We start from the raw sequence: 25743 nt of genomic DNA, 5'->3' as shown, positions 1-25743 counted from the left end.
AAGACTATCCACCGCCCTTCAAAGTCGGTGTTGGAGGCAGCGCTATTCGTCGCGTCGAACTTACTCAGACTCATCCCGTTTTCCTGTCCGGTTATCCACAGAATCTGTTGATAGACCTGTGCATAACGTTTTCCTACAGTTCGTGATTCGCGAGCCACATGAGCGCGCCGTCGCGCTCGCTACCCGCGATAGTCGTCCACATGTGACCTTGCTCATCGACCGCGATGCAGCCGGGTTGCCAATGCTCAGGGTTGCGCAGTTGATCCACCCACCCTTGCACTTCACCTTTGAAAAACACCACGACGCCACCCTTGCCGACAAGCGCTTCCCGCTCGCGATAGCGACGCGCATCATCAATCATTGTCTTCGCATCCATCGTCGTGTTTTCCAGTTTGTCAGGAGGCCGCACGCTCCCTGTTCGCGCCGCTCGCCTACGAGTAGCGGGAACGTGCGGGGTACAGCAACCGCTTGCCGATCAGTCCGGTACTTTGACCAGGGTGTAACCGGCGCTTTCAACGAGTGCCGCCGCTTCCGCCATCGTGTTTCCGTTGTTAGGAGCGGAGACGCACAATGCCATAAATCAGTGCCAACGCCAGCAGCACAGGCGCGCAGATTACGAGGAACAAGACCATGCCGCTCGGTACGCCCTTCGATGCCAGCCCGAGAATTTCTGATTTTGTGTAGTGGACTTGAAGGGCCAACAAAGCGATGCAGACGGCCACGACAGCCGAAAAAAGCACGTTGTCTCGTTGATCGGTAGTAAGCATTGTTTTCCTATCCGTCACATTCAATGAGCCGGTGCTTGTATAGGCGTCGTAACACCAACTCGATCCCCGGCTGCGTATCCGGGGCGTTTTTTCCCATCGTCATCGAAATACGTGTGTGCCTTACTCAGCCCTACAACTCCTTTAAACGGAGATACGGTGCGGTCGCAACGCTTGCGCGTCAACTCGATTGACCAGTCCGTCAGCCGTTCCCCGCCAGAAACGAGAACCTTTTCTATCCAGGACGAAGCTGTATGAGACGTATCGTGAAACGTTCCGATGTATGAACAACCATCGTGGCCGGTTTCGCGCAGTTGCACCGGATCACCATCCTTGTTGGCCGATGTTATGCCGTTCAGCAAAATCAAATCAGCAGCGGAAGCCGGAACCGAAAAGAGCAAGAGTGTTGCGGCGGCAGTGCCTAATTTCATCGTCAACTTGTGTTTCAGCTTCATCGTTGTTTTCCTGTGTGTAGCGTCACGCTATGGGTAGCACGACGCTATCCCCTGTTGAAAGCTACATGATCCTCGACAGCCGCTGCGGCAACCCCGGCCAGAAGTAGCGCGCCCACTAGCGCCGCTGGATGCAATGTGATTTTTTCATCTAATTTTCCGCCGTGAATCATTTTTTCCGGAAGACTTTGGAAATGATCGTATCCGCTATGTTGCCGACGATAGCGCCAGCATCCTTCAAGACCGACACGCGCTCGCTCGCTCGCTGTGCTGCTGATTTAGCCTCTCGTTCGATACTGAGTTGGTTTGCGAGTGCTGTGACCTCGCAGCGCGCTAGATGACGGCCCATAGCGCGTACTTTCTTGGCGTAGCTCTCGGTGAACATCGATTGCGTCCAATCCCAATCGAGCGATCCCGGCCATGATTCCCAAATCGAACTTGAGCAAACTGCTTGCTGCGGTTTGTCGTTAAACGCATGAACGGCAGCGCCTACCAATACTTCTAACCCGCCTAAGCCGGGGCCAAGTGCGATTTTCTGACCCAATGTGAGGCCACTGTCCCGGTTTGCGCTGATGTACTCATTATCCTCGCGTAGCGCTTCATCTATCTCAGCTTGTGTAGGCGGATCGAGGAAAATATTGATTTCTCGGGTCATGCTGTTTTCCGATTCGTTAGTTTGAAGCTGGCTTGAACACCGTGACCCGACCGCTCCCATTGCAACGGGCACACGGAAGTCCACGCGCGCCTTGGCAGGGACCGCACGCGACCTCAACGTACTCGCCGCGTCCTACTCCCTTGCAAATGCGACATTCGATGACGATGGGAGGCAGAGTGCTTACCGTCAACTTCCCGGACCCGCAACATGATTTACAGGTTCCGGTCGTCAACGTGTTCATGAGCTTTTCCGTGGCGTCATACGGAGCGAAGCGGGTATGTCCTGCTATGCAGACCGCCGATGCGGAGTTGGTCGTCGTTCTTTGACACTGCAAGGCCTTTGCTAACAGTACCGACCTCGCCGTCTACGACAAACACTCCGGTGGTTGTCTCAACCTCTGTAAATCGCTCGCTGCTCAAGAAACCGCTTGCGACCGTAGTGCGGATCGTCACCAGTTCTCCTACGGACGTGAACAGTTGACGTGCTTGTTCGGCTTTTCCGGCAGCTTCCTGTTCCTCTTGGTACTTCGTCCAGCCGACGAGTGCTATTCGCGATACGGCGCTTCCGGCTGTCGTCACGATGCCCGCGAGGCAGACGTAGCCGACGAGACCCACGGCGTAGTAGGGAACGAACCCCGCAAGACCGGGGCCGTTTGACGCGAACGCCACAGCTAACGAACCGGTCAACTGTGCATTCGCAGGCAGCACGCCATTCAGGATAGAAATCGGCCAAAAGGCAGCTTCTCCACGGAAGAATTCGACGGCGAGCCAGAAGCAGTACAGCGTGGCAACAAGACTAGCTATCGAAATAGCGTAGCTAAGGTGTTTTCTGTTCATTTGTATCCTGCTCATTTAAGCTTTTCGAATGATGAAGCGCCCACAGAAACGGGCACGGATATTAGGCGTTAAGCGCCCGCTCGGCTACGTTTTGAAGGGCGTCCGGTATCGGGTTGTCACCCTTGAGACTCCATACCGTTTGAACCGATGCGCCGTCAGCGACCGACCATTGGTACAGGTCAATCCGCAGAACGGTCTGCTTACGACCGATGCCGCCAACAGTTACGTCAAAAAACCGGTTTTCGGCCTCAGCAACTCGCTCGGTACGCATAAAACCCTCTCTTTTCCTGGCCGTGTTATCGGCACACGTGCGCCAACCATGAATCAGATTATACCGTAGCCGGTTACGGTGTCAAGCCTTTCGCTTACTCGGGTAGCTGGCGTACCAGACCGCACGCCGCGAACCGGCAACGCCTGAAATAAAGGCCGCTTACGCGGCCTTGGCGGAATTTCCTATTCGCCATTGAACCGGTAATCAGGGTGTGTCGGCACGTATCGCTTCCAGGCTTCAATCCAGTCCGTTGCCATTTCCCGTTGTGCTTGCTTCAGCGAAATTTCCTCATTGCAGACCATCTTGTAAAGCACGAACTCAAGCTGATCTTTCTTATCAGCACTCCACTCGCTATTGCGTGGCTGCGGCCACAAGTTGCGTTCGTCGGTGGGTGCGCCGCCAATCGAAAGAGCCACAAGATGGTCTTCCTCGTAGTCACGCGCCTTGCGGTCAGCGTAGCCGAATTGCTCGATCTGGCGCTTCTTCAGAGCATTTGTGTAGTACGCCGGAGGGCGGATTGTTTTGGTGTAGCCTTTGGCGCACACCGTCTGATGAATATTGGCTTGAGTTACGTCGGGGTTAATCGCGCCGGGGGTGAACCGCGGATCTGGAAGATCCCCTGCACGCGCAGCAGCCGCAACAAACGTGAACATTGCCGTTAAGACGATTTTATGGAGTGAATGGTTCGGCATCCGTGGCTTTTCCTTGGCGTTATGCCACCTTCGTTGCAGCTTGACATACGATGTGCATCATGAGGCTTCCGACCTCACCAACGAACGTCACGGAGACGCCACCTACAGGCTCCCAGCCGTCAGCGATTGCCGCGTTGACTTGTTCGACTGCATCACCGAGCGCAATATTCAATTCGGTGTTCGCGGCCTTGATGATTTTGTATTTCATATTTTTTCCATGATCCGGCGTTGACCGGCTTTACCTCGTTTTCCGTGTTTGTTTTACGCGTTACCACCGAAGCTGCACGCCCAGCGTGAGAATGGCTCCAAGCACACTGAAAAAACCCGCGAGGTGTAGCGCGAACATCATCCTTTCGTACATAGCCGCTTCGCTCCTGTTTTCCCGTGTGTTTACAGCCTGACGATACGACGAACGCGCGCACTAATGCTGGCGATGCGCTCGTCGGACACGAACCCGATGACCGGCAGCATGAGCCCGTGGACTCGCGTGTCGATCACGGTGACCCACTGTTGATAGAGCGGCGGCACGGTCGCTGCGCGCCCCGTCTCAATCGCTGCAAGGCATCGGTGCATGATGTTGGCCTTGACGTCATTGGGGCAATCTGTGGCGAACTTGAACTCCATCGAGCCTTGAGTAGCGCGAAACATAGCAATTTTCCGATACGTAAATCAGTTGTGGTGCGATTCGTCAGTGGCGCTGACGCGTGAAGGAAATTTCGAGCGAAAATCGCGCCTAACGCTCCACTCCAGATAACGATTTACCAGAGGCGCAGTGATGGCGTAATACGTTACGCCGCCAAAAGCAAAGGTCATAACGTTGGTTTGCAACAGTGACAATCCGAACCGCTTTTGGCACTGGTAGCTCACGACAAGGCCCACGAGTATTGCGGGCACATACGTTAGAAGGTCGATAACGATTTTTCTCGTTCTGACGATTTTATTCATATTGTTTTCCGACTCAGAACCAGTGGAGGTAGTAGCCGTTCACGCCGAGGAAGGCCAGCACGGCGACCATTGCAATCGCAGCGGCCAGTTCCATCCGGGCCTTTCGCTTCGCAGGAGCGACCGTCTTCTCAAGGTGCATACGCTTCGAATAAGCAAAATCTTCTTTCATGGTCTGTTCTCGCGCGTCAACCGGACGCATGCGGGCGCGAATCGCGCAAAGTGTTTTCCGATAGTGACGCGTTTATTTGATGAAGGCGTCGTGATAAAACGCGCCGATCTGCTCAACGCGAACAACCTTGTAGCCTCGATTCTCACAGAACGCGTCAAGGTCAGATTGCGACACACCCTGCAATACCCGGAACGGGAAACCGATTGCAAAATAGACGTCAAATTTCTTGGGCATGACCTTTTTCCTAGTTAGTCTTGAAAGAGCACGCGACCATCGAACTGCGCGGCTACCGCATTCGCTTCGCCTTCATATTCAAAGACGTGCGCGACCACGAAGGCGTGCTTGCTCGAATCCCAAGCAAAGCCGCTACCCTCGCGTTTCAAGTAAGTCTCGCCGGTCCTCGCTTTGACGATAAAGCCGTCCATCGTTGCTCCCTTTCCCGTTCAAGCCAGTTCTACTGGTGGGCGACGCGGAGCATCGAGCCAGTAGGCGTAAAACGGCTTGCCATTTGCTGCTAGTTCATTGAAGGCATGTAGTCCCTCAAGAAAATCGATCCGCTCGGTGTACCGCCTCGCCACCTGGAACTTCTCAAGTGTCTGCGGAACAGTTTCAATGGGCTTCCACATCGCGTTTTCCGATTTTCCGTTATTCGGCTGCGCCCGTTGCGCGTAGTTTGTCCAAAACCTGTTGGTAGTTATCGTGCAGCGCGGGCCAGTCCTTACCCGGCTCCAACGCCGCCGCGTCTAGGCGTTTCAGCGAGACCGCGAGCCGCACGCGAGGATGACAATGGCCGACCGTTGCGAGCCATCCTGCGCACGCGAATTCATCACCGGGTTTCGACTGGTGGCAGGCAAAGACGCTTGCGCCGAAGTCAGGCCCCATACCCTTGCCATCCGGGCACGTCGCTGACAGATTTTTGGCCAGTGCCATGTCGAAATTTGGAATGTCCGTCGCTCTCGCTTCGCGACGCCACGGGCACGACGCACACGGCTTGTCGAGCTTGTTCACGATCCTATTTTCCGTTCCGTGGTTGTTTAGCAGCCCATGCGCCGTTCGGCGGCGACTTCAGCGGCGAACTGCCGCGACAGTTCGGACTCTACGCGCAGCACCTGGCGATGACGCGCCATGACGCGCTTTTCACCAAACGTCATGAGTGACACGTCCGCAACCTTGACCTTTCCCGATCCCTTGCAAGGATCGCATTGCACATCGTAGTCGCCCCGCATATAGTTGCCTTGCTCATCCAGCGACATATCAGCCCATTCCGAAGACGTGATGCCGTTGGAGAAAGCCGGGTGATCGACGACGCCGCTACCCCGGCAGCAGGAACAAATTTCCCACTTGAATTTGCGTCGCAGAATGTCCACCGCTTCGGACGCGATAGCCTCTTGCTCGTCCTCGGTGATTTCGTAGTGCAGGCGCATCGTCACTCTCCTTTTCCGTTATCCGTGTTATCGGCACGCGTGCGCCGACCATGAATCAGATTATACCGTAGCCGGTTACGGTGTCAAGCCTTTCGCTTGGCCGAATGGTTGCCGCATCAGACTGCGCGCCAAGAACCGGCGACGCATGAAATAAAGGCCGCTAACGCGGCCTTGGCTGATTTTCCGTTGCTTACTCGCTGACCACGCGAGTAAAAAAATGTTCATGGTCAAGGTTGCGGTTCGCGCCCGAGTCCGTCTTTTCGGCAAGATGCTCGCTTGCGCACTCGATTCGCTTTTCAACCTTGTTGGTCGCGTACTCGACAATCTCCACAAACCATTTCATCGCAGTCATTTTCCGTGGCCTACTGGCCGTCCTTCGTGTTTTTTTCGTTGCCAAACGGCGGAAGGGCGAGGAACAAAATGGCGAAAACGCCACAAGAAAGACCCAAGAGGTTAATAAAGTTTTCCCACGTTACTATTTCCACGATCTATCACTCCTTTCATTTGACGGGCATTAACCCGTACTTTTCCTAGTCTTCGAAGGGGATATGCTCACCGCCGCGCGATTGCATCCCGAGCTTACCCTCGCTCCCCATCGCGTCCTGCCATGCGATCATCGCGTCTGCGACTGCATCCTGATCGCCGCTGAACGCCAGCACGGTTTCACCGCATGAAGGACAGATGCCGCCGAATGCGGCACGGATGCCCTTCATGTTCCGGGTGTCCATAGCATCAAAGTCGGTGAAAGCTGTTTTGCAAGCGCCACACACCAATTTTTCGGGGCGCAGTGCATCTGTCTTTGCTTTCGCTTGTGCGATGCGCTGCTCTTGCGTACCGCGTTGTTTTGCTTGTCCCATACCTGCCTTATTTTCCGGTGTTAGGCCGCAGATGCGCGGAGGCTATCGAGAGTACGAATGAGCGTATCGCCCCAACGAATGAGGCCATGCCATTCACAATATTCCGTGAAAGCGAATTCCGGCGTCATCTTCGCAATATCGGATTCTTCGTGCCCGCGCTTGCGCAGTGCTTCGACCACTGCCGGGTCGATCTTGGTGATGTTCATGATTTTCGGAATCGTTCCAGAAGGCGCTGCGCTTGTAGGCGGTACGTGACCGTCTGTACAACAACCGCGACGACACACAAAGTACCGGAGGCGATGAGATACGGCGTGGACCTGTCACTCAGAACCAAGAGGATAGCGCCGACCATCCAGCACGCGAGGCCAAGGCCCAAACCGATATACCCGATTGATGATCGCTTCATGATTATTTCCCGTGCTTATACGCCGCCGTGATCGAGCGCGAACTTCAGCGCTTCCTCGTTCCCTGACGCCGCCGCTTTGCGGACCAGTTGAAGGCCCTGTGCGTGGACTTGCTGCGCGGTCAGCGACGGATTGAGCTTGAACCATTGCGAGGAATGGTCATCGAGCATCAATGCGCGCCCCATGAGGAACATTGCAGTCGGTTCGCCAGCTTCGGCCTCCGTTTGCAGCAGGCCAGGATAGTCTTTCCAGAAGTGCATCGCCAGCCACGTCCCTGCGGTGCGATTCCCGGCGCTCATCGCCGCTTCCATCGCTGGTCGCTCCCGCTTGGCGTCCATCGACCGCGCCCAATGCTGGAGCGGGCCATGCTCACTGCCGACAACGAGCCACAACACGGCGGCGACCCCCGCGAAGATGGCGACCTTCATCAGCTTCTTGCGAATGGCCGGATCGGGGTTTACCAAAAACGAGGTCTTTTCCGGCCATGCGATAGATGCGGCTGCTTCGCGGCGGGCAAAAACAATGGCGTGCGGCTGTTTCATTATTAGTTTTTCTCCACTTCGTTTGGTCAGGCATCCGGCCCGACTTCGGGGCGCTCACGCGCCGATTGATTTTCCGTTGGTTATTCTGTTAGTTCAGCGGCTCTGCGCTTTCTAGGAACTTACGTGCTGCTGCCTCTGCATCTTCTGCTGTTAGACCACTCGCCCCTTTTAGGGGCTGTCCGGTCGCAACATCGGTGACGACATAGCGCCATTTGGCACCAGAGGCATCGGGGTCCGGGTGCGCTGCGAAAACCCGGTTGGCGCATCGAAATGCTGCTCCCTGTACTTCTGCGTCCCCAAGTTTGCTTGTCGTCGTGAACTGGACCAGCTTTCCCTCTACCGGCCACGGGCACGATGGCGCGGGTCGTGGCACGTCGCTTCTACGATATGCCAGCGCAGTCACAACACCCTTCCGAAAGAACTGCTGTGCGATTTCGAACTCCGCAGCGGAACGGGCTGGAATTGTGTCGCTGTGTTCGGCCAAGGACGCGCGTCGGACGGCTTCGTGGTCAATTTCCCATTGAAGCGCTTTCGCTGATTCATGAGGGTCGTCCTGCCAATCAGAAGTTAGCACGCGGCAATGGTCTCTCAAAACGCCGTAGATCAGCGTCAAAGACGTAGGCACGTCTTGGCCTCGGCTCATTTCTCGCTCACCTTGTTTTCCGATCAGTTATGAGCCTGTTGTTTATCGAAGCCGATACGCATGTTCGCTGGGTCTCGCGCCGGATCGTAGTTCGCAACAGCCTTGGCCTGTCCGCGCCTCATCAACACGTAACACGCGAGAGCGGGGACCGTGAACGCTATCGCGATGACTACCGCGAATGTGATCGCTTCGATGCCGATTCCGTATGTCACTCCCAACTGCTCGACTCCTGCCGCCAGAGCGCTCGCAGATGCGCCCGCTACCATCGCGACAGTTCTAGCCTCACGGCGCATTTCAGCGGGTGTCCAGTGGACGTAGTGCAGTGATATGGGCATGGTCTTTTCCGTTATGTGTTCGATGACTTCTGCGCGCCGAGTCGGTAGTTGTTGTCGATCCAGTGCTTCGCCCACTCGATACCGCGCTCGTATGCTTGCCAACGATATACCCGGTTGCCGAGGTCAGTGAAAATGAAGCGGTCACCACCACGCGAAACGATCACGCCCGAGACGAAAAGCCGCTGAGTCGCCAAAATAGTCGGTGACGCCTCGATCTTCCAACCCGCGTACTCCGCGAACCGATTTACGCGTTTCATGGCAACCTCCATGGGCTTGCCGGGTTCCCGTTTACCGAGCTACAGCAATGCTGTTCCCACCATGCCAGCCGCGATGGCAAGTAGTCTTTCGTCCGTGGCCGCATCCGCGATCCGCTTCCCTGCTTCTGTACTCGCAATGAACTCACGCAGTTCATCGACCGACATTGCGAGCGCACGCTGAATAATCGCCTCCCCCAATGACCCGGCTAGAAGTGCCCACTGGGAATGCGGGTCCGACTCGACACTCTCTTTGATGCTGTCCATAATCTTCAAGGTTTGTTCCTCCTGTGTGTGGCCCGCGCAAGCCGCGAGCGTTTTCCGTTGTCGGTAGTTACCCGGCACCAAGCCGCGTCCGATGGACACTCAAAGCGCGGCTAGGGAGGCCGGTGATGTGGGGAGTTAATCGGCCTTCATCGAGATGCGGTCTTGCTTGACCTTAGCCCAACGCAGCGGGTCAATCGTAGGCGTTTTGCCTGCAATCGTCACGCGGACGCCATCGCGGTAGCATGTCAGGCCGTCGCGGACTGCACCCTCAGAAAACGATTTGCCGTCCTGATAGCAGAAGCGGCTATCGTCTGGAGCGGCGGCGCTGGCCTTTTCGGCGGACAACAGTTGCAGCAGAGTGTTGTTGATTTGCACAAGTTGCGCGATCTGCGTCACTTCGGCATTGGACAACTCCTTCGGGGCCGACGCGGCTTGCTCCGAAGCCGTACCGGCGAATGCTGACGTGCAAGCTAGAGTCAAGGCAACCAACAGAACCTTCTTCTTCATTTTTTCTTTCTCCGTATGCGTGTGATCGAGTCGGACGACTCGCGGTTGCCGCCCGAAGCGGCAACGATCAAGCGTCCAGCGTTTTCCTTCACTTCGGTTGCAAGCGGCTGACCCGATGGATGGTCTCCGGGTCAGCCGCTTGCAAAACGTTTAGGCGACTAGCGGACTCAATTGGTCGATAAGCGCCCGAGCTTCGCCCACGGTCGTTACGTCGAGTGCGGCCTTCAGGTGGTCGTCCTGCAACTTGTCATGCTCCTTGTAGATCGCAACGGCAGTCACGAGAGCAGCCCTAGCGGTCGCATCCAGCGTTGCATCGCTCGCGCCGTTGAAACACGCTTGGTTTGCGATCCACCGGCCATCGTCACTTTTCGCGTCATCCAGAGCCTTTCGGACAAAGCCTTCGTCTTTAATTCCTCGTTCCATTCATGCTTCCTTTGATGAAGGCTACCGGCCCTCAGTCGGGGCGCTTCCGCGCCTAGTTTTCCGTTGGTCAACGTTCGGGCTTGTAGATCGCGATCAACCCAAACAGGACGCTCGCGCCGATCCAAAAATTCGATGCCCCATAGCCTGCGCAAGCCGCCGACGCCGCTATCAGAAAGTAGTCCGCCACGACGCTCAAATCTATGGGGCTTTTTCGCTCCGCCTTTTCTTCGGTTGCCATTGTGATCCCCGTTTTCGGTGGTTTCTAGCCGCTTTTCCGTGCGCCTGGGCCGAAGCGTGGCGAGATTGTGTGATGATTGCCGAGCTTAAAAAGGGCCGCTAGGCGAGCCGGCCAACACGCCGCGCAGCAGGGTAGCTGCCACGGTTAAACTTTTCCCGTCATGCTGCGTTGTCGATAAAAGACATTCTGTCCGACTTGCTGAGATTCGTCAATAGATGTAACGCAGTGCATTGCGTTAGGACTGTTGTACCTGAACGACTCCCGCGCCGTCGAACCATTCGGCTAGGCAGTCGCGCATGTACTGTGCGAATTCGCCAGCTTCACCACCCGGATCGCCGCTCGCCACTGTGACCGTAACGGCATCTGTGAAGCCAAGACGCCCTGCGGACATATCGCTCGGCATATCGACGTTAAAAGCAAGGCTCATCGGTTTGGTTTCGGCCATCGTTCAACTCCTCGTCGTTTTCGGATTTCCCGTGCTGTTAGCTGTCAGGTTCACTTCGCAGTGTGATTGCGCATGTCGGCGGCCAGCCCGGACAGGCCAGCGCTATCGAGCATCCGAGCGTAGTCCTCTCTGTGCGCCTCTTGGGCCGCGTCGCCTTGGGCGACTACCGGCTTGTAGACGAGCGTCGCCCAAGCCATCATCACGCCCTTGGCCTGATTCTCAAACGCCTCACGCTCGCGCTTGTCTTTGCTGCCCTTGGCCTGCGCCATAAACGCGCCAACTTGAAGTTCGACGTGCCGCGTCAATTCTGCGTAAGTGAAACTGATGTTGTTCATGGTGCTTCCTGTTTTTCAGTGCCGCGCGTGGCGGCGAATTTTCCTAGAATACTTCGCTCGGAACGAATGGTTCACGTCCAGCGGGCCATGAGAACCGTGTGAAACGGCTTGCGTCTTCAATCGCGGCAAGCAGATCAGGATGTGATGGCGCGGGGGACACTTCCACTGGCAGTCCATAACCAGCAAGAGAACGGAAGTACGCCGTCAGCCAGGCAGGTACGCCGTTCACACAGCTAATCGTGATGTGGTCGTAGTGCATCTTCGCAAGCACCTCGACCGTGAATTGATAGAAGTCCTTCGCTAGATCGGGCGAATCCGGTTCGAACGAAAAACGTAGAAGGCGCGCACTGTCGAAAGTACAGCCTTCAGGAACTAGCTCTTTGGGTTGTTTTTGACCAAACGTTGTCATTGCACACTCCTTCAAAAATGCGTTTTCCTTGGTCCTACAACAATCGAAAATGCGATGGTTCGACGGCCAGTTGCATCGGCGGATCGATGCGATACCAATGTCCATCGTCGTGCAAAAAGAATGGCCCTTTATCCTCGAAACTTCCCAACCGGTCACGAAACCGCAGTTCGCACTGCGCACCGTCAACGGTCGCTTGCTGAACTGGAATCCAATTTGACATATGTTTTCCCCGAGTTTTCCGATTCACGAATCAGTTGTCGTTGCCATCGAGCGCGGGTATCTCACGCTTATCCATGAGGCAACAGTACGAGAAGACGCCAAGTGACGAAGGCCACTCCACCAAGGACGAAGAACCGAAACTGCCATTTGTTAGAAATGTCGGCTACGCGTGCAGCTTTGCCAATGAGTGAGTTAACGTCTCGGAAATCTGGTTTCGGATGCGCGATTGATAAAAAGCAAGAAGCGTAGTTGTGGCGCAACCAGACTACGCGGTGCTTTATCGCCCGACAGCCGAGCCAGAAGCTAATCGACCATCCTGTCAGCGATAGAGCAAACGGAATCATCTGCCATCCGATAGGTGAGCGAGCAATCTTCTCGACCGAATATCCAATACATGCACCAGCAGCCGTCAACAAGAAGTACGTGTACTTCTCTATGCCGTCGCGTATTTGCGCTTGAAGATCGTTCGCGACCTCAATACCGTTTCGAAAAATTTCCTCATCTGTAAGATTCACATACCCACCTTTCTCGTTCTCAGTAGTCCGTTTCTCTGGTGCGATTATCCACAGAATCTGTTGATAGACCTGTGCATAACGTTTTTCCTATACCTTTTCGCGTGGCTGGAAGACCCGGCAGCGCCGCCGTGTTGCACACTGTTCGTCTTCGATACCAAGCTCTTTTCGTTTCGCTTCGCACAGGTGGACTTCACCATGCGTCCCGTTTCCAAACTTCAGTTCCGTCACCACGCGCTTGCTACACACCGAGCATTGCCCAAGGTGCGGCTTCATGAACCCCGCGTACCCTTCCGGCAAGATCGGACTTAGCAGGTATGCCGCCGTTCCGTGGTAAGCGTTGCCCATGTCCGCTTTCCCTTGCTTAGTGATCGGCGCATTCGCCCCAATAGCGGTCAGCGTACTCGTCGGCCAACTCGCACATTTCGTCTAGCCCCCGGTCGTCATCGGTGAAGCGTTCGACCGATATGAACGACCACGTATTGAAAACATGATCCGGTGCTTGCTCTCCATCGGGTGCGAGCAGACTGGCGAACTGATCGACCTTCGTCTGCACATAGCCCCGGTCGGTGCCGACCGCACGCATTTCAGCATCGGCTTCTTCGCTCGATAGCCATGCCGTCATTGCCGCGACAACGCGCGCACATTCGTCCCGGCTCATGGGCCGGGAACATTCCATGCCCTGCCGCATATGCTCGTACCACGAAAGATCGACGCCACCGAAACGCTGGAATAGCGAAAACGTATTGCCAGCCGCCAGAGTTCGAACAAGACGCCCTCGTAGAACTCGAATTACACGCAATGTCGGTGTGTCAATGAAATTGTGGTACTCAGGGTCGTAGTCGCGATACTCGTCCAACTCGGATTGCGCGTTGACGGTGACGATTTGCATGTCCCCTCGCGTCTCAACGCGCCGCAGTCCGAGCCTCGCCAAGATGTTGTTCAGTATGGTCATTGATTTATCCGTTTTCCGATTGTGAGGCCCGCCGTAGCGGGCGCGTGGTTGGTGATTACCAGCCCCACTTTTGGACGCGCCAAACAACGTCTTGTGCGTCCTCCAGGGTGTACGCATAGCGGTAGTGGTAGCCGTGCGGGTCTATCACTTGAAACTGCTGGCCCTTGCGAGCGTTCTCCCACTCCGCGATTTTCACGCCGTTGAATTCGTGAACCGTTTTCACCTTTTTGGCGGGCTTTCTTTGGGCCATCACCACTCCCCTTCGCTATATCGGCACACGCGCGCCGACCATGAATTACATTGTACCGTAGCCGGTTACGGTGTCAAGCCTTTCCCCGGAACGGGTAGCTGCTGCACCAAACGCAGCCCGCCGCGAACCGGCAACACCTGAAATAAAGGCCGCTGACGCGGCCCAAGGGTGATTTTCCGGTATGTTTGGGTAGCTACTGGCCGTAAGTCAGTGCATCCTTGACCACATAATCGTTGATCGCTGCCCGCTCGGGTTCCGAACATGCGGAGAGATCAAGGCCCGCGCTAGGGACCGCATCCGAAACAAATTTTTTTGCGCAAGCAGCATCGCGGCCACATTGATCGTGTAGCAACGCTGCGGGCGTCGTCAGCCGGTAAGAAAGTGCAGCGGGGCTACATTGCGCCGAGTGGTTCTGCGCGAATGCGTTGGCTATTGTCACGCTCGCCAGCGTGAGCATCAAAGCTAATTTCTTCATGTCATCAAAATCCGTTTCTTCATGGAGTGTGATTTTCCGTCCTGTTAGACCAACTCGGTTTCGGACTGCCCGACTGGCACCGCTCCTATGAGTTTCCATTGAAATTCATCTTCGTCAGCAAGCTCGCGTAGATGTGCCTCGAAGTCGGTAGCCGACTCGAATTGTTCCGTTGTGGCGATGATGCGGATCACCTGGCGCGATTCGTCCACGAACTCATGTTGTTCGACCTCGAAATCACCGTCGAACGTCTCGTTCAGGTTGTCCAGCGCGGTACGCTTGTCGTTGCCGTCCTGGTGGAAAAACAGTACTTCAAGAATGTCATACATGGTGAATGTCCTTTTCCGCTACTTCCCGCCGTTGATGACCGTCAGCTTTACTCGCCGCTCCCGCTCAAGCCTCATACCCCAAGCGCTGATGAATGCGCCGGGGATCGCGAGCGCCAAGCCGAAAAGCCAATGCGAGATATAGCCGTCGTTGTCCGAGAATGCGATCAAAAACTCGGCCATAGCGCCGATGCAAATGAGCAACCCGACTATCAGTACCGCTAAGCCCTTCGTGAATTTAGATTCCATGCTTCCCTCTGAAAAGGACGGCTTTTCCGTTTTCCGATTTACTATGCGGTGATGGCAGTGCCACCCGCCTGTAGGCAGTGCTTCACCCACACAGAATCAGCAGCAATATCGAACCACGCGGACGGCCCCGTGTGAATGGCCGTAATCGCCGCTTGCTCGCTCTCAAAGCGGACGGGAACGTGCCAGCCTGCAAGCTCGGTTGCATCCGGCTCGCAATGCACGATGCCAAGACCATCAGCGACGGTCCAACCGCCAGCGGATAGCTCCACAGCGAACAGCCCGCCAGCAATCTCGACGGCGCGCGGATAATCGTTTGTCAGTGTCTTCATAATTTTCGGTTGCGATCAGCAGTCTTACCGGCCTCGCGACCGGTCGAACGAATGGATAGAAATTGATGCGGAGGAAAGGCGAGCATCACAAAGTTGCTGAAAATTCACACCGCGAGCTTCCTCAAGTTCAGGCTTGCCCGCCCAATCTTCCCTAACCGTCCAGTAGCATCCCTTGGCGTCAACGAAAACCGTGCCGTAGCTGTGCCTCGCCATGCGGCATAGTTCCGCCGCGTAGTGCCGCTCGTCCGCCGCCGTTTTTGGGGGAACGGAGAATGCGATGCCGCCCGTTCTCAGTTCGGCCTCTTCGGAAGGGCATTGGGAAGTAAACGCCATTGCGCTTGCCGAAAATAACGTCCCACACAGGAACAGCCAATACATTGTCATGCGAATGCCAGTTTTCATCCGTCAGCCCGTTTTCCTCTGTTTAACCCGCGCAGTCCGCGAGCGCTTTTCCGATCTGAGAGGCCCGCCGTAGCGGGCGCGTGGTTGGCGATTACCCGCACGGTCAATCAGGCTTAAAAAATCCAGCTAAGATGCCCTTCCAGAATATGAATGCACCGTGATTCGCGATGTACACAAACGCGGAGACACCGAAAAAGAGGATCAAGGTGGTAAGAGCGATTTTCTCCGGTGCTCCCAAGCCACTATTCAACTGCACGCCGTTACGCGAGTCGTCGCAGTTGGCTTCGTTCGTTTCCATCATATTTGTCCTCGTTCCCATGATTTTCCGGGGTGAGTTAATGCGAATCCACCGAACGAAGCACTACGCAATTGCCGCTCAGAGGTTTGACGTTGCCTTGAGCATCAAGGTCAAAGCACGTCCCGTCCGGCGTTTTCACGCCACCATCGACAACCCGAATCGGTTGCGCGACAACCGGGCGCGTAGTGGCTGCGAGGCCGGTCCCCGGAAGCGTTGTACTAGAAAGCGTAATGACCGTAACGGGATGATTCACCGGGGCGCTCGCCACGATCCGAGCAACTTCAGCATCGTATGCGCCGCCGTCGCTGACGCCGCCTACGTCCATTGCCATCGCGCCGGTTGCTACGTTCGCCAAGGCGAGCATGAATATCAGTTTTTTCATCGTCCTGTTTTCCTGTGTGGCTCGCGAACGGCGCGAGCGCTTTTCCTAGTATTCGAATCGCCGTTACAGCCCTAGCGCCTTGGCTGCGGCTTCGTGCGCCATAGCGGCGTCGCCCCACACACCTTGTCTCACCCAACCGTCGATGGTGCGCAGTTCAAACACGTGCCCTCCCGAATCGGCGTCGTAGTAAATATTGACGTCATCGTGCCAGTTCATGTTCTTCACGGGCTTTTGCGCAGTTGTCATCGTCATCCCCTTGTTATCGGCACACGTGCGCCGACCATGAATCACATTGTACCGTAGCCGGTTACGGTGTCAAGCCTTTCCCCCGGCTCGAAATAAAGGCCGCTGACGCGGCCTTGGGCGATTTTCCGGTCTATTGTTTGCGCGCAGCGGCCTCGATGCACTGGCCGATGGTAAGCAGTTCGGTCGGTGTGTATCCCAGGCGGCGAAGCGCGTCACCAGCAGCGTCAATCGCCCCTAACATCACCGCCCGTTCGTCCTCCGACTCTGCCCCGCCGCAGTCTTGATTTGACAGCATCGCGAGGCCATAGAGGCGCACGGCTCTTGCAAGTTGTCGCTTGTTCATGGAGTGCGATTTTCCTTCGTCAATTCGGTTCGGTCGTGGTGTCCACGGAATTGAGACCATCGGCGTCCTTGCGGCCATCGTCATATCCCAACGATGGCGCTTCGATGCGGGTCTGTCGCTCCGCATCACTCAACATCTGCCAATACTCGATAGCGTAGCGCTCCGATTCTTCGATATACGTTCCGCGCCCCTCGTCGGCCTCGACCGCGAAGCCTTCCTCGTACTTCACTCGCCACGTTTCGGGCGGCACAAAGGGGTTTGCCGCTGGCATGACGGCCTGAACCTCGGCTACCAGTGCTGCGTCGCCAATCGACTCGGCAAAGCGGCGGATTGCGCCAAGCACGCGCGCACGATCCGCGTCTGATTTTGCACGCTCAAGGCCAAGGGCACGCAATCGTTCGCTCATCTGATTTTCCGTTGGTTACTGGCAGGACGGAGCATCCGCCTCTAGCGGTAGGTCAATAGGCCATACCATGTGTCCGTCCGCATCGCTCGCGCCGGGGTGATTCTTCCGGTATTCGCCGCCAACGCTTCGGCCTAGCGCCGTGAAGTAGTGCAATCCGCTGTGGACCTCGATGTACCCGAGGTGAATGAGTTTCTTCTGGATTTCGCCCGTCGATGTGTAGCACTTCCGGGCTAGTTGCGTCGCGGACAATTTTTCGGTTGGCATGGTCAATTTTCCGTGGTTAATGGGCGTGTGGGCGAAGAACGACACGCAGAACCTTGATTGCAACACTAGTCGGGGCATTCCTGCTTCGATACTGATGCCACTGCCGATCACAGACCCCGAACGGCTTTCCGTCTTCCTCGTACATGCCCATGTATCCAGACAGCCACGCTCGATGCCATGCGCTTCCCGCGAGGAGCCTGCGGAGACGACGTGACAGGCAAAGCCCTTTGTACCCCACGAAGTAAAGGCGGTCTTCTAATGAACCCGCTTGCAGAACTTCACGTATCAACGAGAGCATGCGTTTCCCCGATTTTCCGATCTTTTTAGCGTGCAGACTGAAACCATCGGCGCAGCGACATTGCGACCGGAATAACGGTCGCCGCCACGCATGCCAGAAATCCAAGTGCGGCGAAGGCCCTTAGAATCGGATCGCTTTCAGTCAGCGCCCAATGCGCCATGAGGTAGAGCATAAGAACCATCGCCAGCACTAAGACCAATGCGGCAAGGCGACGTGCGCCCGCTAGCTTTCTGCCCTTCGCGGGCGGAGAACCACCGGATACCAATGTCAGCTTTTTCATAATCCGATTTTCCTATGCCTGCTTGGCGTCGCGTTCTTGCCAGGCTTGCCGGATGATTGCAGCCATCGTCTCAACAATGGCACGTCGATCTTCTTCCCCGATCCTCTCCAGATGAAGGGCATCTTCGAGCAAAGCGCCGTGGTCGTCACTCAGTTCATCAACAATCCCACGCGCGGCTCGATGTGCCCAATCATCGGCGGGCGGCGGATTTTCTGCCGGGTCGTTGTGCCAATTTTCCCGATGCCATTCTTGACTTGCATCGAACGGGCGAGCATCACCGCGAGCGAGTGCCGAACGGGCCATTTCCAACAAGCTAATAGGCATATTCTGTTTTCCGTTATTTCAGTTCTTGACCGTTACCGGCTCGTAGCTGCGACAACGACGCTTCGTTGCGCAGCTTTCGTCCTCAAGGCCAAGCTCTTTCAGCTTCGCCTCGCAAAGATGCACTTCGCCACGCGTGCCGTTTCCGAACGGCAATCGTGTGTCGAGCCACGCAACACTCGGGATCGAACATCATTTCGGGTTGTCGTCAAAGATGGGGGTGTCTAACGTTGGTAGGTCGCCGCCGCTGATCGCCTTCATGACCTCGGTGATTACCTGCGTTCGGCGCTTTGCCACGATGCCGGATTGAACGTCAATCGCAATTCCACGGATGACGGATTTGGCATTCCTGCCGAGCCGCATCGCTTCATAACGACATTCGCTACACCATTTCCCACGTATAACACCGTCCGCCCTTGCTGACCACTCGTGCCCATCGAAACACCTGAACTGATATTTGTCGCCAGTGGCAATAGACGCACTGTCCGGTTGATCGATACAGCTAAGAACCGTGCCGCCTTTCTGTCTGGCACGTTCGCGCAGTACGCCCAAGGTGTACTTCCTCTGAGACAGGCTTACGCACTTGGCGCACCAACCGCCAGAGATAACAGTGGTCGCGAAAGCAGTCCATTCGTGTCCAGCGGCACACCGCCATCGGAGCCTGTCTTTACCACTCCGGTACGCCGTTGACAGGCATTCCCCGCCTTTGTCGCGGGCGAGCATCTTCATTGCGTCAAGTGTGTGTGTGTTCAACGAACAGACACGACACCATTTCCCATCGATTACTGATCCAGCTTCCGCGATCCACTCATGTCCTTTCGCGCAGCGCCATAAGAGTTTGTCGCGTCTCACGTGATACGACGCCGACAGGCAAGCACCACCGCGCGCGGCGGCTAGCGTCCGCATGTCATCAAGCGAGTAGCGCCGTCTACGCTGTCCGCCCTGTGTGACGGCGCACCTCGGGCACCAATGACCCTCAATTACCTTGTCAGCCGTGGTTTCCCATTCATGGCCGATTGAGCAACGCCAAGGTAGCTTGCGCCCCGAGCTGTGGTATTCGCTTGCCAAACATCGGCCACCGTGTTTCTCGGCGAGCTTCTGCATGTCCCCAAGGGTGTACTTACGCTTACCCATCAACGCCTCTATCGATTCGAAAGTGGTGGCAACACCGCGCCCGTTGTACCAAGAATCAACTTCAGCGGTAGGTACAGAAGTGTCGAGTTTTCCGATTTTCCGGCCTACTTACGTTTATCGAATTGGCGGTAGTAAGGCGCGCTCGGCGTCTGCGCCGCTCTGACTGCCGCCCTGCTGTTCACCTTGCGGCTTTCCAGCAGGCTTTCCAGGAACCACGTCTTGCCGCTGCCCGTGGGTCCGATAGTGGCGGTGTGCCCAACAGTGTCGCTCTGCGCGAGCGAAGTGCGCCCGCCAGGGTGTCCGGTTTGAGCGGCCTTCAACAGATCATCGTTTTCGTTGCTCATGGCGTAATTTTCCGTTGTTTGGTGAGTCTGCTGCGATTGTCTGTGTGGGGCGTCATAAAGACCGGCGACGTGTTCAATTACATAGCTAGATCGGGACGTGATTCGCGCTCTCGCGATCCGGCTGCTTTACCAGCTACGGCAGGGGCCTTTTCCACGCTCAAATACTCTCTCGCGGGACCGGTCTGTTGAACCGCTTTTTGCTCGATGGCCTTCAACTGTTGCATTGGCTGTTGATGGACCTGCCCTGCGTTCTCCGACATTTCCAGCAGTTTCCGATCCGAACCGACATGGGCGGCCACGATCTGCGATGGCGGAATATCGTCGTACACGACAAACCACTTTTCGCCTTCCTGATCCGGTGCCGTGGTCCAGTCCTCATTGAGTTCTAGGCCGCGTGCATCAATCTCAAACGCGACGAAGTTCTCGCTGCTGACGGGTTTAACGTTGGTCAAAAAAATGCCGCACTCAATCGCTTCGCTCTTTGCAGCAAGCAGGCCTTCTCGTAGGATAGCCTCAAGGTTTTCGATGGGCGTGCTGTGGAACAAGGTCGCTTCCGACATTTTTAGTTCCTTGATTTTCCGATTTACGACCCGATGCGCTTAACGGTCATGCGGTATTCGTGTCCGTCCTCGCTCTTGGCAACAATCGTCGGAGCGGAGAGCGCCACGGTGGTGTCGATGTGATGATTCACGCGGCCTTCGTCCAGGTCCATTACAACGTGCGCGGTGTTATCCGGGTTGATGGATGCAACGGTCGCGATCACCGCAAAGAGGTTCTGCCCGTCGCTGGACTGGTGGACGCTGCGGACGCCAAGTGTCTGCATCGTCTCGATACTCCGGGTCTGCTTACCCGCATCGAATTCTTCGACGCGGAGGCCGGTCATTGGCAGCGATGCCGGGTCTTGCCATTTGTCGTTCGCACAGACCACCGCTTTGTGCGTGGCGGTTTCACCAAACGTGCCGCTGTTCTCGATGGGACAAGATGCGTCCATGACCTGTGAAGCGTGCGCGGTGCCGAACGTGGCGGCAATCGCCAACATGGACGCAATCAGTTTGCTCTTGTTCATTCGATCTATTTTCCGTAAGTGGTGGTTCCGGCTACTGGCCGGTGCAGGACGCTCACGCGCCGACAATTTTCCGTGGTTATTCGCTTGCGGTGTTGATGTGGTCCACTGCTTCGGTTAGTGACGACATGGCGCTATCAAGGGAATCAACGGCGTTTTGAAGTTCATCGGCTGCGGCCTCGATCTTCTGACCTTTCTCGCTCTGCTGCAAACCTTCGGAGAGGTTATCAAAGGCCCCCTGTTCGTCTGCCCGCTCTTGGTCCAGGTCACTCATCAGACCGTCTAAGTCACCATGAAGGATTTCGATTTTTGCCCTGATTGCTTCGATGGCCTTGCGTCGCTGGCTATTCATCTTTTTCCTATGCGCTTGTGGCCGGTCGATGCTTGCGCATCAAGCGGTCATAGCGAACTGCCGCGACTGCGATGTAGGCTCGCCCCACGGTGTGGCCGATAAACGTATTCGAGCGAGAAGCCGAGAATGAATAGTGATCGCGCTCTTGTCCGTCCGCTTCCATGACCTTTCTGCGCTCCACAGCCGAGGAAAAATGCTCCCCGTGCCAACGATTCACTAGCGCAACACTCATCGCGGCCAGTAACGTAAGCAACGTTGCAATCGAAATAATCATCGTAGCCAGAGTCATCACCTTGTTTTCCGTTCCGTCTTACTGTTTGTCCGAGCGCGGAAGCGGCTGCAACCCGCCGAGTAGCCGCAAGAGCACCTTTTCTACCATTACGGCCATCGGTGCAGAACCGAACATCATGGCGGCGATAAGCGCGATTCCTACACAAACGGCCTCGCTGTAGTGCGTGCCGTCGATCAGTGGGCCAAGGACAGTGAAATAGATCAGCGCACTACCACCGAAGCCCAAAATCGCCACGCCGAGCGCGAACAATTTGCACATCAATCGAAAAGCCCACTCGCCTACCGGCATTTCCATTTTTTCAGCCATATCCGATTTTCCTTGGTGTTAGCCAGCGGTACTGTAAACGCCGTTCGGAAACAGCAAGTCCTCATCGAAGACAGCACCAACAGCCGTGGCCGCAGGACCAAAATCCTCGCCGCGATCCTGCCGGGCGGCTATCTGGTCCTCCTTGGTTTTATCGAACAGGCTGACATTGCAATCGCCAATCGTGTAGAACCCAATGCGCTCGGACGGACATTTGTTGAGAACCTTCTGAACGTCCTGAACCCACTTCCTTTCCGCTTGTGTCAATTCGCTCATATGAAGCTCCACAGTTTTCCTTGTCGTGCGGCCTAGCCGCTTTTCCGGGGTGTAAGCAATTAGCCTGCTGAGTGGGCTGTACGGATAATGTCTGCAACCGACTCAACAAGCTCAGTCCGCACGTCTTCATCGAGGGCTTCAAGCTCGTTGCCGACCCCACTTCGTCCTCTCAGGTCCTCCAAGATTCCGCGTGCTGCGGCATGCGCCCAATCAAGCGCTGGAGGCGGGGGCAAATCGGACGCTTGCAACCAAACATCCGGCGCGTCATACGGGGACTGCGCAGCAGCTTCGATTAGATTCTTTGCAATATCAGACATCGTTTCTCCGTTTTCCTTGTCGTGCGGCCTCGCCGCTTTTCCGACCTTTAATAGCTATGGAGTATGAAGTGACGAACAAGCGATACGGTCATCCCAATAAGACCGAACGCGCAGAGGATCACCGCAACAGAGGCCATCGCGATCATCTGGAAACGCTCGCCACGCGACGAGGTAGCTTGGTTCAAAACGGCCATCACTTCGCCAACATCCTCAGCATTTGCCCGGTGTACCCGGTAATGCGTGTCGCTCACGCGTTCGAATAAATAAGTGTCGCCGCCCAAGGTCGTTTCCCCAGCGTTCTTGAGCGCTTGCATCCATGTTCGACTTCCCCGAGTGACGTTGGCTTGCTCAACAAGCCATTGCTCGATGTGTTGTCTCGGGTAGACGCGGTCATTGAGTAAGTCCATGAGCTTTTCCTGTCCGTGTTATCGGCACACGCGCGCCGATCATGAATCACATTATACCGTAGCCGGTTACGGTGTCAAGCCTTTCCCCGATTAGGGTGGCTGCTGCGCCAGATGCGTCGATGCCACACGCCGCGAACCGGCGATACCTGAAACAAAGGCCGCTGACGCGGCCTTGGCTGATTTTCCGTTTTATTTGCTTGCGCGAGCCTGTGCCTTCTCAGCCGCGCTGTCGTGAAGATCAGCGGCTGTCATATCCCACTCGGCCATCTTTGCGCGTATCTCACGAATCGCCGTGGCCTTCTCGCTCGCCCGAGCGAAATCCAGCTTGAGTTCCAACGTCGCAAGCTGTGCTTTTAGCTCAAGATAATTCGACATGCGATTTTCCGTTGCTTACTCGCTGACAACGCGAGTGAAAAAATGTTCGTGGTCAAGGTTGCGGTTCGCGCCCGAGTCCGTCTTTTCGACAAGATGCTCGCTTGCGCACTCGATTCGCTTTTCAACCTTGTCGGTCGCGTACTCGACAATCTCTACAAACCATTTCATCGCAGTCATTTTCCGTGGTGGTGAGCCAATAGCACCGCATATCAGCCCCTCTCATTATCATCAACCTCGCGCGCACGATCCCATCCTGCAAACCATGCGTCGCGAAGGAGTTCGTCGGCTTCCGGGTTTGTGTCGCGCAGCTTGCCCGCAGCGTATGCCGTTTCGCCGCGTTCGTAGGCTTGTTGCTGCCTCTCAAACTCATCCATGATGGCGCGCTTCCGAATTTTCCGTGGTGCTGATTGACGTTCTTGTTGCGTTCGGGCTGTCATACAGACCGGACAGTGATTACAGGGCGAATTGATTGCCCGTCTTCACACGCTCGCGCGTGCGATCTGCATTGCCGCCTTCGGCCATGCCTCGCTGTTTCTCTACTGCGTGCGCGGCTTTTTCGGCTCCGTCCTTGGATCGGCCCGCCTGTTGAAGTGCATTGCTTCCGATAGCCTTCAACCGATCCATTTGCTGTTGGTGGTCTTGCCCCTTCGCCTGCTGCTGCACGGTCGCGCCCGCGATTTCCTTCGGAAGTGGGGGCGGGAGTGCTGTGCCGATGATCGACGCAGACTTGTCCATGCCAGGCAACGGCGGCGGCAGTGCGGTTGCGGGGCCGTCAAGCTCGCGCAAGCTGGCCTCCCATTTGAGCGACATTCCCGAAACCTTTGCTTCCTGCGCGGTGAGCGCGTCAGACTGCGCGGCATAGAACGCGCCGATGCGATCCGACTCCTGCCCCGGAAGGGATGCGGTCAGTTCATTCAGTTTCGACCGCTGCTCGGTGATTGCTTCACGAATGACGCTATCAAGCGGGACTTCCGAACCGTCGCCCATCGCGTGAAGGCGTTCGGTTCGGTACTTGTCCACTAGCGCGGCAATGCGGTTTGAGTTGCTTTCGAGCGATTCGTCTACGCTGCCGCCGTGGCTCCCGGTATGAATATCCTTTTCCTGACCGGGGTACAGGGTTCGCGTGACGTTTTCCGCCCACGCATCGTGATTCTGGCCGTCCGTCCAGCCCCGCATACCGGCTTGGTGCGGTTCGATGTTCCGGTCACGCAACACGCCCTCTACGGCTGCGTTTCGCTCTGCAAGGCCCCCGTCATAGCGCACAACATTGATGCCGTCAGGAACGTTGAAGCCGCTAGGTGCAACGACTACCGCGCCGTGTCCGACCGTCAAGCCGCGATCCAATGAGCCATCGGCCCGCTGTGTGGCGTCCATGCGAAACCACGTATCGACCTGACCCAATCCAGCCGGGACGGGCATTTCGCGCGGGTCGCCAATGACAACGATGTTGCCTTTCAGCGAGCCGTCTGCGTTTTCGTTGAAGCGGCCATACGCATGATCCGCAACAACGGAGTTGACGGACCAATGACTTGTGTTGCGGGCGTCGCCAAACTGACCCTCGCGCGTGTAGGGCAAGCGTAGCCCCGCATCCGTCATGGTCGCGCCGTGCAAGCCTTCCTGAACGCGTACATAGGCGATTCCGTCGCCGTATCCCGAAGCATCTTTTTGCATGTGCTATCCCTGTTATTGCGGGCCGTCATACAGACCGGCCTGTGTTCATTTTCCGATCAATCGTGTTGTAGTGATGGCGGGCGCTTGCTCGCCATCAACGCGGCCACGGCGCAAAGCCAAAGGAAGCCGCCAAGCGGCCCAAATACCTTGTCGCTCGGAAGCACCACTTTCCATTGAGTCCATTCGATCCAGCCAGCACACAGCATCGGAACGACTGTAACTGCAACGGCGATCCACGCGATACTCCGCACTTTCCGACGACGAACTGCCGCGACCGCAAGACATAAGCTCAGTGCTGCGCAGGCAAACTTGACCAGCAGTAGGTAATGAAATGACATATCGATTTTCCGATGGTTGGTCAGTGCGTGACCGCTTTCACAAAGCCGACCGTCCGAATTTCCCGCAGAAACCCCTTCCATCCGACTGACAGCGCGCGGCTTGCAGCTAAACACGAAGCCATGACGACGCACGCCGCGAGCACGCAGATTGCGAATCCATCTACGCAGTACAGGACGGTGTGACCAAAGCCGTCGAACCGGTCTGGAGCCTGACCGAACGCCGCATTCATTCCGGTGCCGATTCCGCGTTCTGTCACGTAGACGATTCCATTTGTGATCGCGCGAATGATCGTCAGACCAACGTAGCCATCTTCGCCCCGGACAATTGGGACAATCAGAAAAAGCGTATACAGGCCCGCTACTGGTGAGAGCCACGCGAGAATTCCGGCGATGGACTTCCGCACAAAAGGTACTTGCGAAATAGTGTTGTTGTTCATTTTTTTATGCCTGAT

The 25743-nt window shown here is 56.1% G+C and carries 58 protein-coding genes; all 58 read right to left on the bottom strand.

Annotated features, from left to right (window positions below):
- Nucleotides 1-133 precede the first annotated feature (133 nt).
- The gene (locus P3T25_RS25685) at nucleotides 134-376 is read right to left on the bottom strand and encodes a hypothetical protein (RefSeq protein ID WP_429359370.1); all 243 of its coding nucleotides are present in this window, start codon (nucleotides 374-376) and stop codon (nucleotides 134-136) included.
- A gap of 175 nt (nucleotides 377-551) precedes the next feature.
- A complete protein-coding gene (locus P3T25_RS25680; protein WP_429359369.1) occupies nucleotides 552-767 on the bottom strand; it encodes a hypothetical protein in 216 nt (71 codons plus the stop codon).
- Between the two features lie 20 nt (nucleotides 768-787).
- The gene (locus tag P3T25_RS25675; protein ID WP_429359368.1) at nucleotides 788-1219 is read right to left on the bottom strand and encodes a hypothetical protein; all 432 of its coding nucleotides are present in this window, start codon (nucleotides 1217-1219) and stop codon (nucleotides 788-790) included.
- Nucleotides 1220-1385: 166 nt separating this feature from the next.
- Nucleotides 1386-1871: a hypothetical protein gene (locus P3T25_RS25670; protein WP_429359367.1), complete on the bottom strand. Its 486-nt coding sequence runs from the start codon at nucleotides 1869-1871 to the stop codon at nucleotides 1386-1388.
- Between the two features lie 257 nt (nucleotides 1872-2128).
- Entirely contained in the window at nucleotides 2129-2707 is a 579-nt protein-coding gene (locus tag P3T25_RS25665) for a hypothetical protein (protein ID WP_429359366.1), read from the bottom strand.
- Nucleotides 2708-2768: 61 nt separating this feature from the next.
- Nucleotides 2769-2978 (bottom strand): hypothetical protein, encoded by a 210-nt coding sequence (locus P3T25_RS25660; RefSeq protein WP_429359365.1) that lies wholly within the window; start codon nucleotides 2976-2978, stop codon nucleotides 2769-2771.
- Between the two features lie 182 nt (nucleotides 2979-3160).
- The gene (locus tag P3T25_RS25655) at nucleotides 3161-3670 is read right to left on the bottom strand and encodes a hypothetical protein (RefSeq protein WP_429359364.1); all 510 of its coding nucleotides are present in this window, start codon (nucleotides 3668-3670) and stop codon (nucleotides 3161-3163) included.
- 19 nt (nucleotides 3671-3689) lie between these two features.
- Nucleotides 3690-3878 carry a DUF1737 domain-containing protein gene (locus tag P3T25_RS25650; RefSeq protein WP_429359363.1) on the bottom strand — a complete coding sequence of 63 codons (189 nt, stop codon included), beginning with the start codon at nucleotides 3876-3878 and terminating at the stop codon, nucleotides 3690-3692.
- 182 nt (nucleotides 3879-4060) lie between these two features.
- On the bottom strand, nucleotides 4061-4318 hold the full coding sequence (locus P3T25_RS25645; protein ID WP_429359362.1) for a sulfite reductase, dissimilatory-type subunit alpha: 258 nt from the start codon (nucleotides 4316-4318) through the stop codon (nucleotides 4061-4063).
- A 21-nt stretch (nucleotides 4319-4339) separates the two neighbouring features.
- A complete protein-coding gene (locus P3T25_RS25640) occupies nucleotides 4340-4615 on the bottom strand; it encodes a hypothetical protein (RefSeq protein WP_429359361.1) in 276 nt (91 codons plus the stop codon).
- A gap of 13 nt (nucleotides 4616-4628) precedes the next feature.
- Nucleotides 4629-4784 carry a hypothetical protein gene (locus tag P3T25_RS25635; protein ID WP_429359360.1) on the bottom strand — a complete coding sequence of 52 codons (156 nt, stop codon included), beginning with the start codon at nucleotides 4782-4784 and terminating at the stop codon, nucleotides 4629-4631.
- A gap of 72 nt (nucleotides 4785-4856) precedes the next feature.
- Complete coding sequence (locus P3T25_RS25630; RefSeq protein ID WP_429359359.1) at nucleotides 4857-5018, bottom strand: hypothetical protein; 162 nt, start codon at nucleotides 5016-5018, stop codon at nucleotides 4857-4859.
- Nucleotides 5019-5032: 14 nt separating this feature from the next.
- Nucleotides 5033-5209: a hypothetical protein gene (locus P3T25_RS25625; protein WP_429359358.1), complete on the bottom strand. Its 177-nt coding sequence runs from the start codon at nucleotides 5207-5209 to the stop codon at nucleotides 5033-5035.
- Between the two features lie 18 nt (nucleotides 5210-5227).
- On the bottom strand, nucleotides 5228-5410 hold the full coding sequence (locus P3T25_RS25620) for a hypothetical protein (RefSeq protein ID WP_429359357.1): 183 nt from the start codon (nucleotides 5408-5410) through the stop codon (nucleotides 5228-5230).
- A gap of 19 nt (nucleotides 5411-5429) precedes the next feature.
- A complete protein-coding gene (locus P3T25_RS25615; RefSeq protein ID WP_429359356.1) occupies nucleotides 5430-5792 on the bottom strand; it encodes a DUF6283 family protein in 363 nt (120 codons plus the stop codon).
- Nucleotides 5793-5818: 26 nt separating this feature from the next.
- Nucleotides 5819-6208 (bottom strand): hypothetical protein, encoded by a 390-nt coding sequence (locus tag P3T25_RS25610; RefSeq protein WP_429359355.1) that lies wholly within the window; start codon nucleotides 6206-6208, stop codon nucleotides 5819-5821.
- 190 nt (nucleotides 6209-6398) lie between these two features.
- A complete protein-coding gene (locus tag P3T25_RS25605) occupies nucleotides 6399-6560 on the bottom strand; it encodes a hypothetical protein (protein WP_429359354.1) in 162 nt (53 codons plus the stop codon).
- A gap of 178 nt (nucleotides 6561-6738) precedes the next feature.
- Nucleotides 6739-7065, bottom strand: a complete 327-nt coding sequence (locus P3T25_RS25600) for a hypothetical protein (RefSeq protein ID WP_429359353.1) — start codon at nucleotides 7063-7065, stop codon at nucleotides 6739-6741.
- Nucleotides 7066-7085: 20 nt separating this feature from the next.
- A complete protein-coding gene (locus P3T25_RS25595; RefSeq protein WP_429359352.1) occupies nucleotides 7086-7271 on the bottom strand; it encodes a hypothetical protein in 186 nt (61 codons plus the stop codon).
- 215 nt (nucleotides 7272-7486) lie between these two features.
- Nucleotides 7487-8011: a hypothetical protein gene (locus P3T25_RS25590; protein ID WP_429359351.1), complete on the bottom strand. Its 525-nt coding sequence runs from the start codon at nucleotides 8009-8011 to the stop codon at nucleotides 7487-7489.
- Nucleotides 8012-8677: 666 nt separating this feature from the next.
- Nucleotides 8678-8989 carry a hypothetical protein gene (locus P3T25_RS25585; protein WP_429359350.1) on the bottom strand — a complete coding sequence of 104 codons (312 nt, stop codon included), beginning with the start codon at nucleotides 8987-8989 and terminating at the stop codon, nucleotides 8678-8680.
- Between the two features lie 11 nt (nucleotides 8990-9000).
- On the bottom strand, nucleotides 9001-9246 hold the full coding sequence (locus tag P3T25_RS25580; RefSeq protein ID WP_429359349.1) for a hypothetical protein: 246 nt from the start codon (nucleotides 9244-9246) through the stop codon (nucleotides 9001-9003).
- Nucleotides 9247-9285: 39 nt separating this feature from the next.
- Nucleotides 9286-9519: a hypothetical protein gene (locus tag P3T25_RS25575; protein WP_429359348.1), complete on the bottom strand. Its 234-nt coding sequence runs from the start codon at nucleotides 9517-9519 to the stop codon at nucleotides 9286-9288.
- A 126-nt stretch (nucleotides 9520-9645) separates the two neighbouring features.
- The gene (locus tag P3T25_RS25570; RefSeq protein ID WP_429359347.1) at nucleotides 9646-10017 is read right to left on the bottom strand and encodes a hypothetical protein; all 372 of its coding nucleotides are present in this window, start codon (nucleotides 10015-10017) and stop codon (nucleotides 9646-9648) included.
- Between the two features lie 150 nt (nucleotides 10018-10167).
- Nucleotides 10168-10440 carry a hypothetical protein gene (locus P3T25_RS25565; RefSeq protein WP_429359346.1) on the bottom strand — a complete coding sequence of 91 codons (273 nt, stop codon included), beginning with the start codon at nucleotides 10438-10440 and terminating at the stop codon, nucleotides 10168-10170.
- Between the two features lie 67 nt (nucleotides 10441-10507).
- Complete coding sequence (locus tag P3T25_RS25560; protein WP_429359345.1) at nucleotides 10508-10678, bottom strand: hypothetical protein; 171 nt, start codon at nucleotides 10676-10678, stop codon at nucleotides 10508-10510.
- A gap of 235 nt (nucleotides 10679-10913) precedes the next feature.
- Entirely contained in the window at nucleotides 10914-11123 is a 210-nt protein-coding gene (locus P3T25_RS25555; RefSeq protein WP_429359344.1) for a hypothetical protein, read from the bottom strand.
- A 50-nt stretch (nucleotides 11124-11173) separates the two neighbouring features.
- A complete protein-coding gene (locus P3T25_RS25550; RefSeq protein WP_429359343.1) occupies nucleotides 11174-11458 on the bottom strand; it encodes a hypothetical protein in 285 nt (94 codons plus the stop codon).
- A gap of 43 nt (nucleotides 11459-11501) precedes the next feature.
- On the bottom strand, nucleotides 11502-11867 hold the full coding sequence (locus tag P3T25_RS25545; protein ID WP_429359342.1) for a hypothetical protein: 366 nt from the start codon (nucleotides 11865-11867) through the stop codon (nucleotides 11502-11504).
- A 287-nt stretch (nucleotides 11868-12154) separates the two neighbouring features.
- Nucleotides 12155-12601 carry a hypothetical protein gene (locus tag P3T25_RS25540; RefSeq protein ID WP_429359341.1) on the bottom strand — a complete coding sequence of 149 codons (447 nt, stop codon included), beginning with the start codon at nucleotides 12599-12601 and terminating at the stop codon, nucleotides 12155-12157.
- Nucleotides 12602-12962: 361 nt separating this feature from the next.
- Complete coding sequence (locus tag P3T25_RS25535) at nucleotides 12963-13553, bottom strand: hypothetical protein (RefSeq protein ID WP_429359340.1); 591 nt, start codon at nucleotides 13551-13553, stop codon at nucleotides 12963-12965.
- Between the two features lie 55 nt (nucleotides 13554-13608).
- On the bottom strand, nucleotides 13609-13803 hold the full coding sequence (locus tag P3T25_RS25530) for a hypothetical protein (protein ID WP_429359339.1): 195 nt from the start codon (nucleotides 13801-13803) through the stop codon (nucleotides 13609-13611).
- Nucleotides 13804-13996: 193 nt separating this feature from the next.
- Nucleotides 13997-14278 carry a hypothetical protein gene (locus P3T25_RS25525; protein ID WP_429359338.1) on the bottom strand — a complete coding sequence of 94 codons (282 nt, stop codon included), beginning with the start codon at nucleotides 14276-14278 and terminating at the stop codon, nucleotides 13997-13999.
- Nucleotides 14279-14322: 44 nt separating this feature from the next.
- Nucleotides 14323-14604, bottom strand: a complete 282-nt coding sequence (locus P3T25_RS25520; protein ID WP_429359337.1) for a hypothetical protein — start codon at nucleotides 14602-14604, stop codon at nucleotides 14323-14325.
- 18 nt (nucleotides 14605-14622) lie between these two features.
- Nucleotides 14623-14850, bottom strand: coding sequence for a hypothetical protein (locus P3T25_RS25515; protein WP_429359336.1), 228 nt, complete (start codon nucleotides 14848-14850; stop codon nucleotides 14623-14625).
- Nucleotides 14851-14891: 41 nt separating this feature from the next.
- On the bottom strand, nucleotides 14892-15179 hold the full coding sequence (locus P3T25_RS25510) for a hypothetical protein (protein WP_429359335.1): 288 nt from the start codon (nucleotides 15177-15179) through the stop codon (nucleotides 14892-14894).
- A gap of 24 nt (nucleotides 15180-15203) precedes the next feature.
- Nucleotides 15204-15581, bottom strand: a complete 378-nt coding sequence (locus P3T25_RS25505) for a hypothetical protein (RefSeq protein WP_429359334.1) — start codon at nucleotides 15579-15581, stop codon at nucleotides 15204-15206.
- A 103-nt stretch (nucleotides 15582-15684) separates the two neighbouring features.
- Nucleotides 15685-15882, bottom strand: a complete 198-nt coding sequence (locus P3T25_RS25500; protein WP_429359333.1) for a hypothetical protein — start codon at nucleotides 15880-15882, stop codon at nucleotides 15685-15687.
- 34 nt (nucleotides 15883-15916) lie between these two features.
- The gene (locus tag P3T25_RS25495) at nucleotides 15917-16261 is read right to left on the bottom strand and encodes a hypothetical protein (RefSeq protein WP_429359332.1); all 345 of its coding nucleotides are present in this window, start codon (nucleotides 16259-16261) and stop codon (nucleotides 15917-15919) included.
- A gap of 63 nt (nucleotides 16262-16324) precedes the next feature.
- Nucleotides 16325-16507, bottom strand: coding sequence for a hypothetical protein (locus P3T25_RS25490; protein ID WP_429359331.1), 183 nt, complete (start codon nucleotides 16505-16507; stop codon nucleotides 16325-16327).
- A 130-nt stretch (nucleotides 16508-16637) separates the two neighbouring features.
- A complete protein-coding gene (locus P3T25_RS25485; protein WP_429359330.1) occupies nucleotides 16638-16850 on the bottom strand; it encodes a hypothetical protein in 213 nt (70 codons plus the stop codon).
- A 19-nt stretch (nucleotides 16851-16869) separates the two neighbouring features.
- Nucleotides 16870-17256, bottom strand: coding sequence for a hypothetical protein (locus P3T25_RS25480; protein ID WP_429359329.1), 387 nt, complete (start codon nucleotides 17254-17256; stop codon nucleotides 16870-16872).
- A gap of 15 nt (nucleotides 17257-17271) precedes the next feature.
- The gene (locus tag P3T25_RS25475; RefSeq protein WP_429359328.1) at nucleotides 17272-17520 is read right to left on the bottom strand and encodes a hypothetical protein; all 249 of its coding nucleotides are present in this window, start codon (nucleotides 17518-17520) and stop codon (nucleotides 17272-17274) included.
- 323 nt (nucleotides 17521-17843) lie between these two features.
- A complete protein-coding gene (locus P3T25_RS25470) occupies nucleotides 17844-18098 on the bottom strand; it encodes a hypothetical protein (protein WP_429359327.1) in 255 nt (84 codons plus the stop codon).
- 12 nt (nucleotides 18099-18110) lie between these two features.
- Nucleotides 18111-18422 carry a hypothetical protein gene (locus tag P3T25_RS25465; protein WP_429359326.1) on the bottom strand — a complete coding sequence of 104 codons (312 nt, stop codon included), beginning with the start codon at nucleotides 18420-18422 and terminating at the stop codon, nucleotides 18111-18113.
- A 189-nt stretch (nucleotides 18423-18611) separates the two neighbouring features.
- The gene (locus P3T25_RS25460) at nucleotides 18612-18971 is read right to left on the bottom strand and encodes a hypothetical protein (RefSeq protein WP_429359325.1); all 360 of its coding nucleotides are present in this window, start codon (nucleotides 18969-18971) and stop codon (nucleotides 18612-18614) included.
- Nucleotides 18972-19657: 686 nt separating this feature from the next.
- A complete protein-coding gene (locus P3T25_RS25455; RefSeq protein WP_429359324.1) occupies nucleotides 19658-19897 on the bottom strand; it encodes a hypothetical protein in 240 nt (79 codons plus the stop codon).
- A gap of 77 nt (nucleotides 19898-19974) precedes the next feature.
- A complete protein-coding gene (locus tag P3T25_RS25450) occupies nucleotides 19975-20457 on the bottom strand; it encodes a hypothetical protein (RefSeq protein WP_429359323.1) in 483 nt (160 codons plus the stop codon).
- Between the two features lie 23 nt (nucleotides 20458-20480).
- On the bottom strand, nucleotides 20481-20936 hold the full coding sequence (locus P3T25_RS25445; protein WP_429359322.1) for a hypothetical protein: 456 nt from the start codon (nucleotides 20934-20936) through the stop codon (nucleotides 20481-20483).
- 103 nt (nucleotides 20937-21039) lie between these two features.
- On the bottom strand, nucleotides 21040-21312 hold the full coding sequence (locus P3T25_RS25440) for a hypothetical protein (protein WP_429359321.1): 273 nt from the start codon (nucleotides 21310-21312) through the stop codon (nucleotides 21040-21042).
- Nucleotides 21313-21622: 310 nt separating this feature from the next.
- Complete coding sequence (locus P3T25_RS25435) at nucleotides 21623-21910, bottom strand: hypothetical protein (protein ID WP_429359320.1); 288 nt, start codon at nucleotides 21908-21910, stop codon at nucleotides 21623-21625.
- An 18-nt stretch (nucleotides 21911-21928) separates the two neighbouring features.
- Nucleotides 21929-22183 carry a hypothetical protein gene (locus P3T25_RS25430; protein WP_429359319.1) on the bottom strand — a complete coding sequence of 85 codons (255 nt, stop codon included), beginning with the start codon at nucleotides 22181-22183 and terminating at the stop codon, nucleotides 21929-21931.
- Between the two features lie 364 nt (nucleotides 22184-22547).
- Entirely contained in the window at nucleotides 22548-22907 is a 360-nt protein-coding gene (locus P3T25_RS25425; RefSeq protein WP_429359318.1) for a hypothetical protein, read from the bottom strand.
- Nucleotides 22908-23096: 189 nt separating this feature from the next.
- On the bottom strand, nucleotides 23097-23282 hold the full coding sequence (locus P3T25_RS25420) for a hypothetical protein (RefSeq protein ID WP_429359317.1): 186 nt from the start codon (nucleotides 23280-23282) through the stop codon (nucleotides 23097-23099).
- 15 nt (nucleotides 23283-23297) lie between these two features.
- Nucleotides 23298-23450 (bottom strand): hypothetical protein, encoded by a 153-nt coding sequence (locus P3T25_RS25415; protein WP_429359316.1) that lies wholly within the window; start codon nucleotides 23448-23450, stop codon nucleotides 23298-23300.
- A gap of 41 nt (nucleotides 23451-23491) precedes the next feature.
- A complete protein-coding gene (locus tag P3T25_RS25410) occupies nucleotides 23492-23656 on the bottom strand; it encodes a ribosome modulation factor (protein ID WP_429359315.1) in 165 nt (54 codons plus the stop codon).
- Nucleotides 23657-23735: 79 nt separating this feature from the next.
- Nucleotides 23736-24953, bottom strand: a complete 1218-nt coding sequence (locus P3T25_RS25405; protein ID WP_429359314.1) for a hypothetical protein — start codon at nucleotides 24951-24953, stop codon at nucleotides 23736-23738.
- A 358-nt stretch (nucleotides 24954-25311) separates the two neighbouring features.
- Nucleotides 25312-25728 (bottom strand): hypothetical protein, encoded by a 417-nt coding sequence (locus tag P3T25_RS25400; RefSeq protein ID WP_429359313.1) that lies wholly within the window; start codon nucleotides 25726-25728, stop codon nucleotides 25312-25314.
- Nucleotides 25729-25743: the final 15 nt, after the last annotated feature.

Origin of the sequence: Paraburkholderia sp. GAS32, assembly GCF_050434225.1 — a bacterium.
In the GTDB taxonomy this organism is placed as follows: domain Bacteria; phylum Pseudomonadota; class Gammaproteobacteria; order Burkholderiales; family Burkholderiaceae; genus Paraburkholderia; species Paraburkholderia madseniana.
Note: the sequence above shows the minus strand (reverse complement) of the source record. Positions and strands in the feature narration are given on the sequence as shown.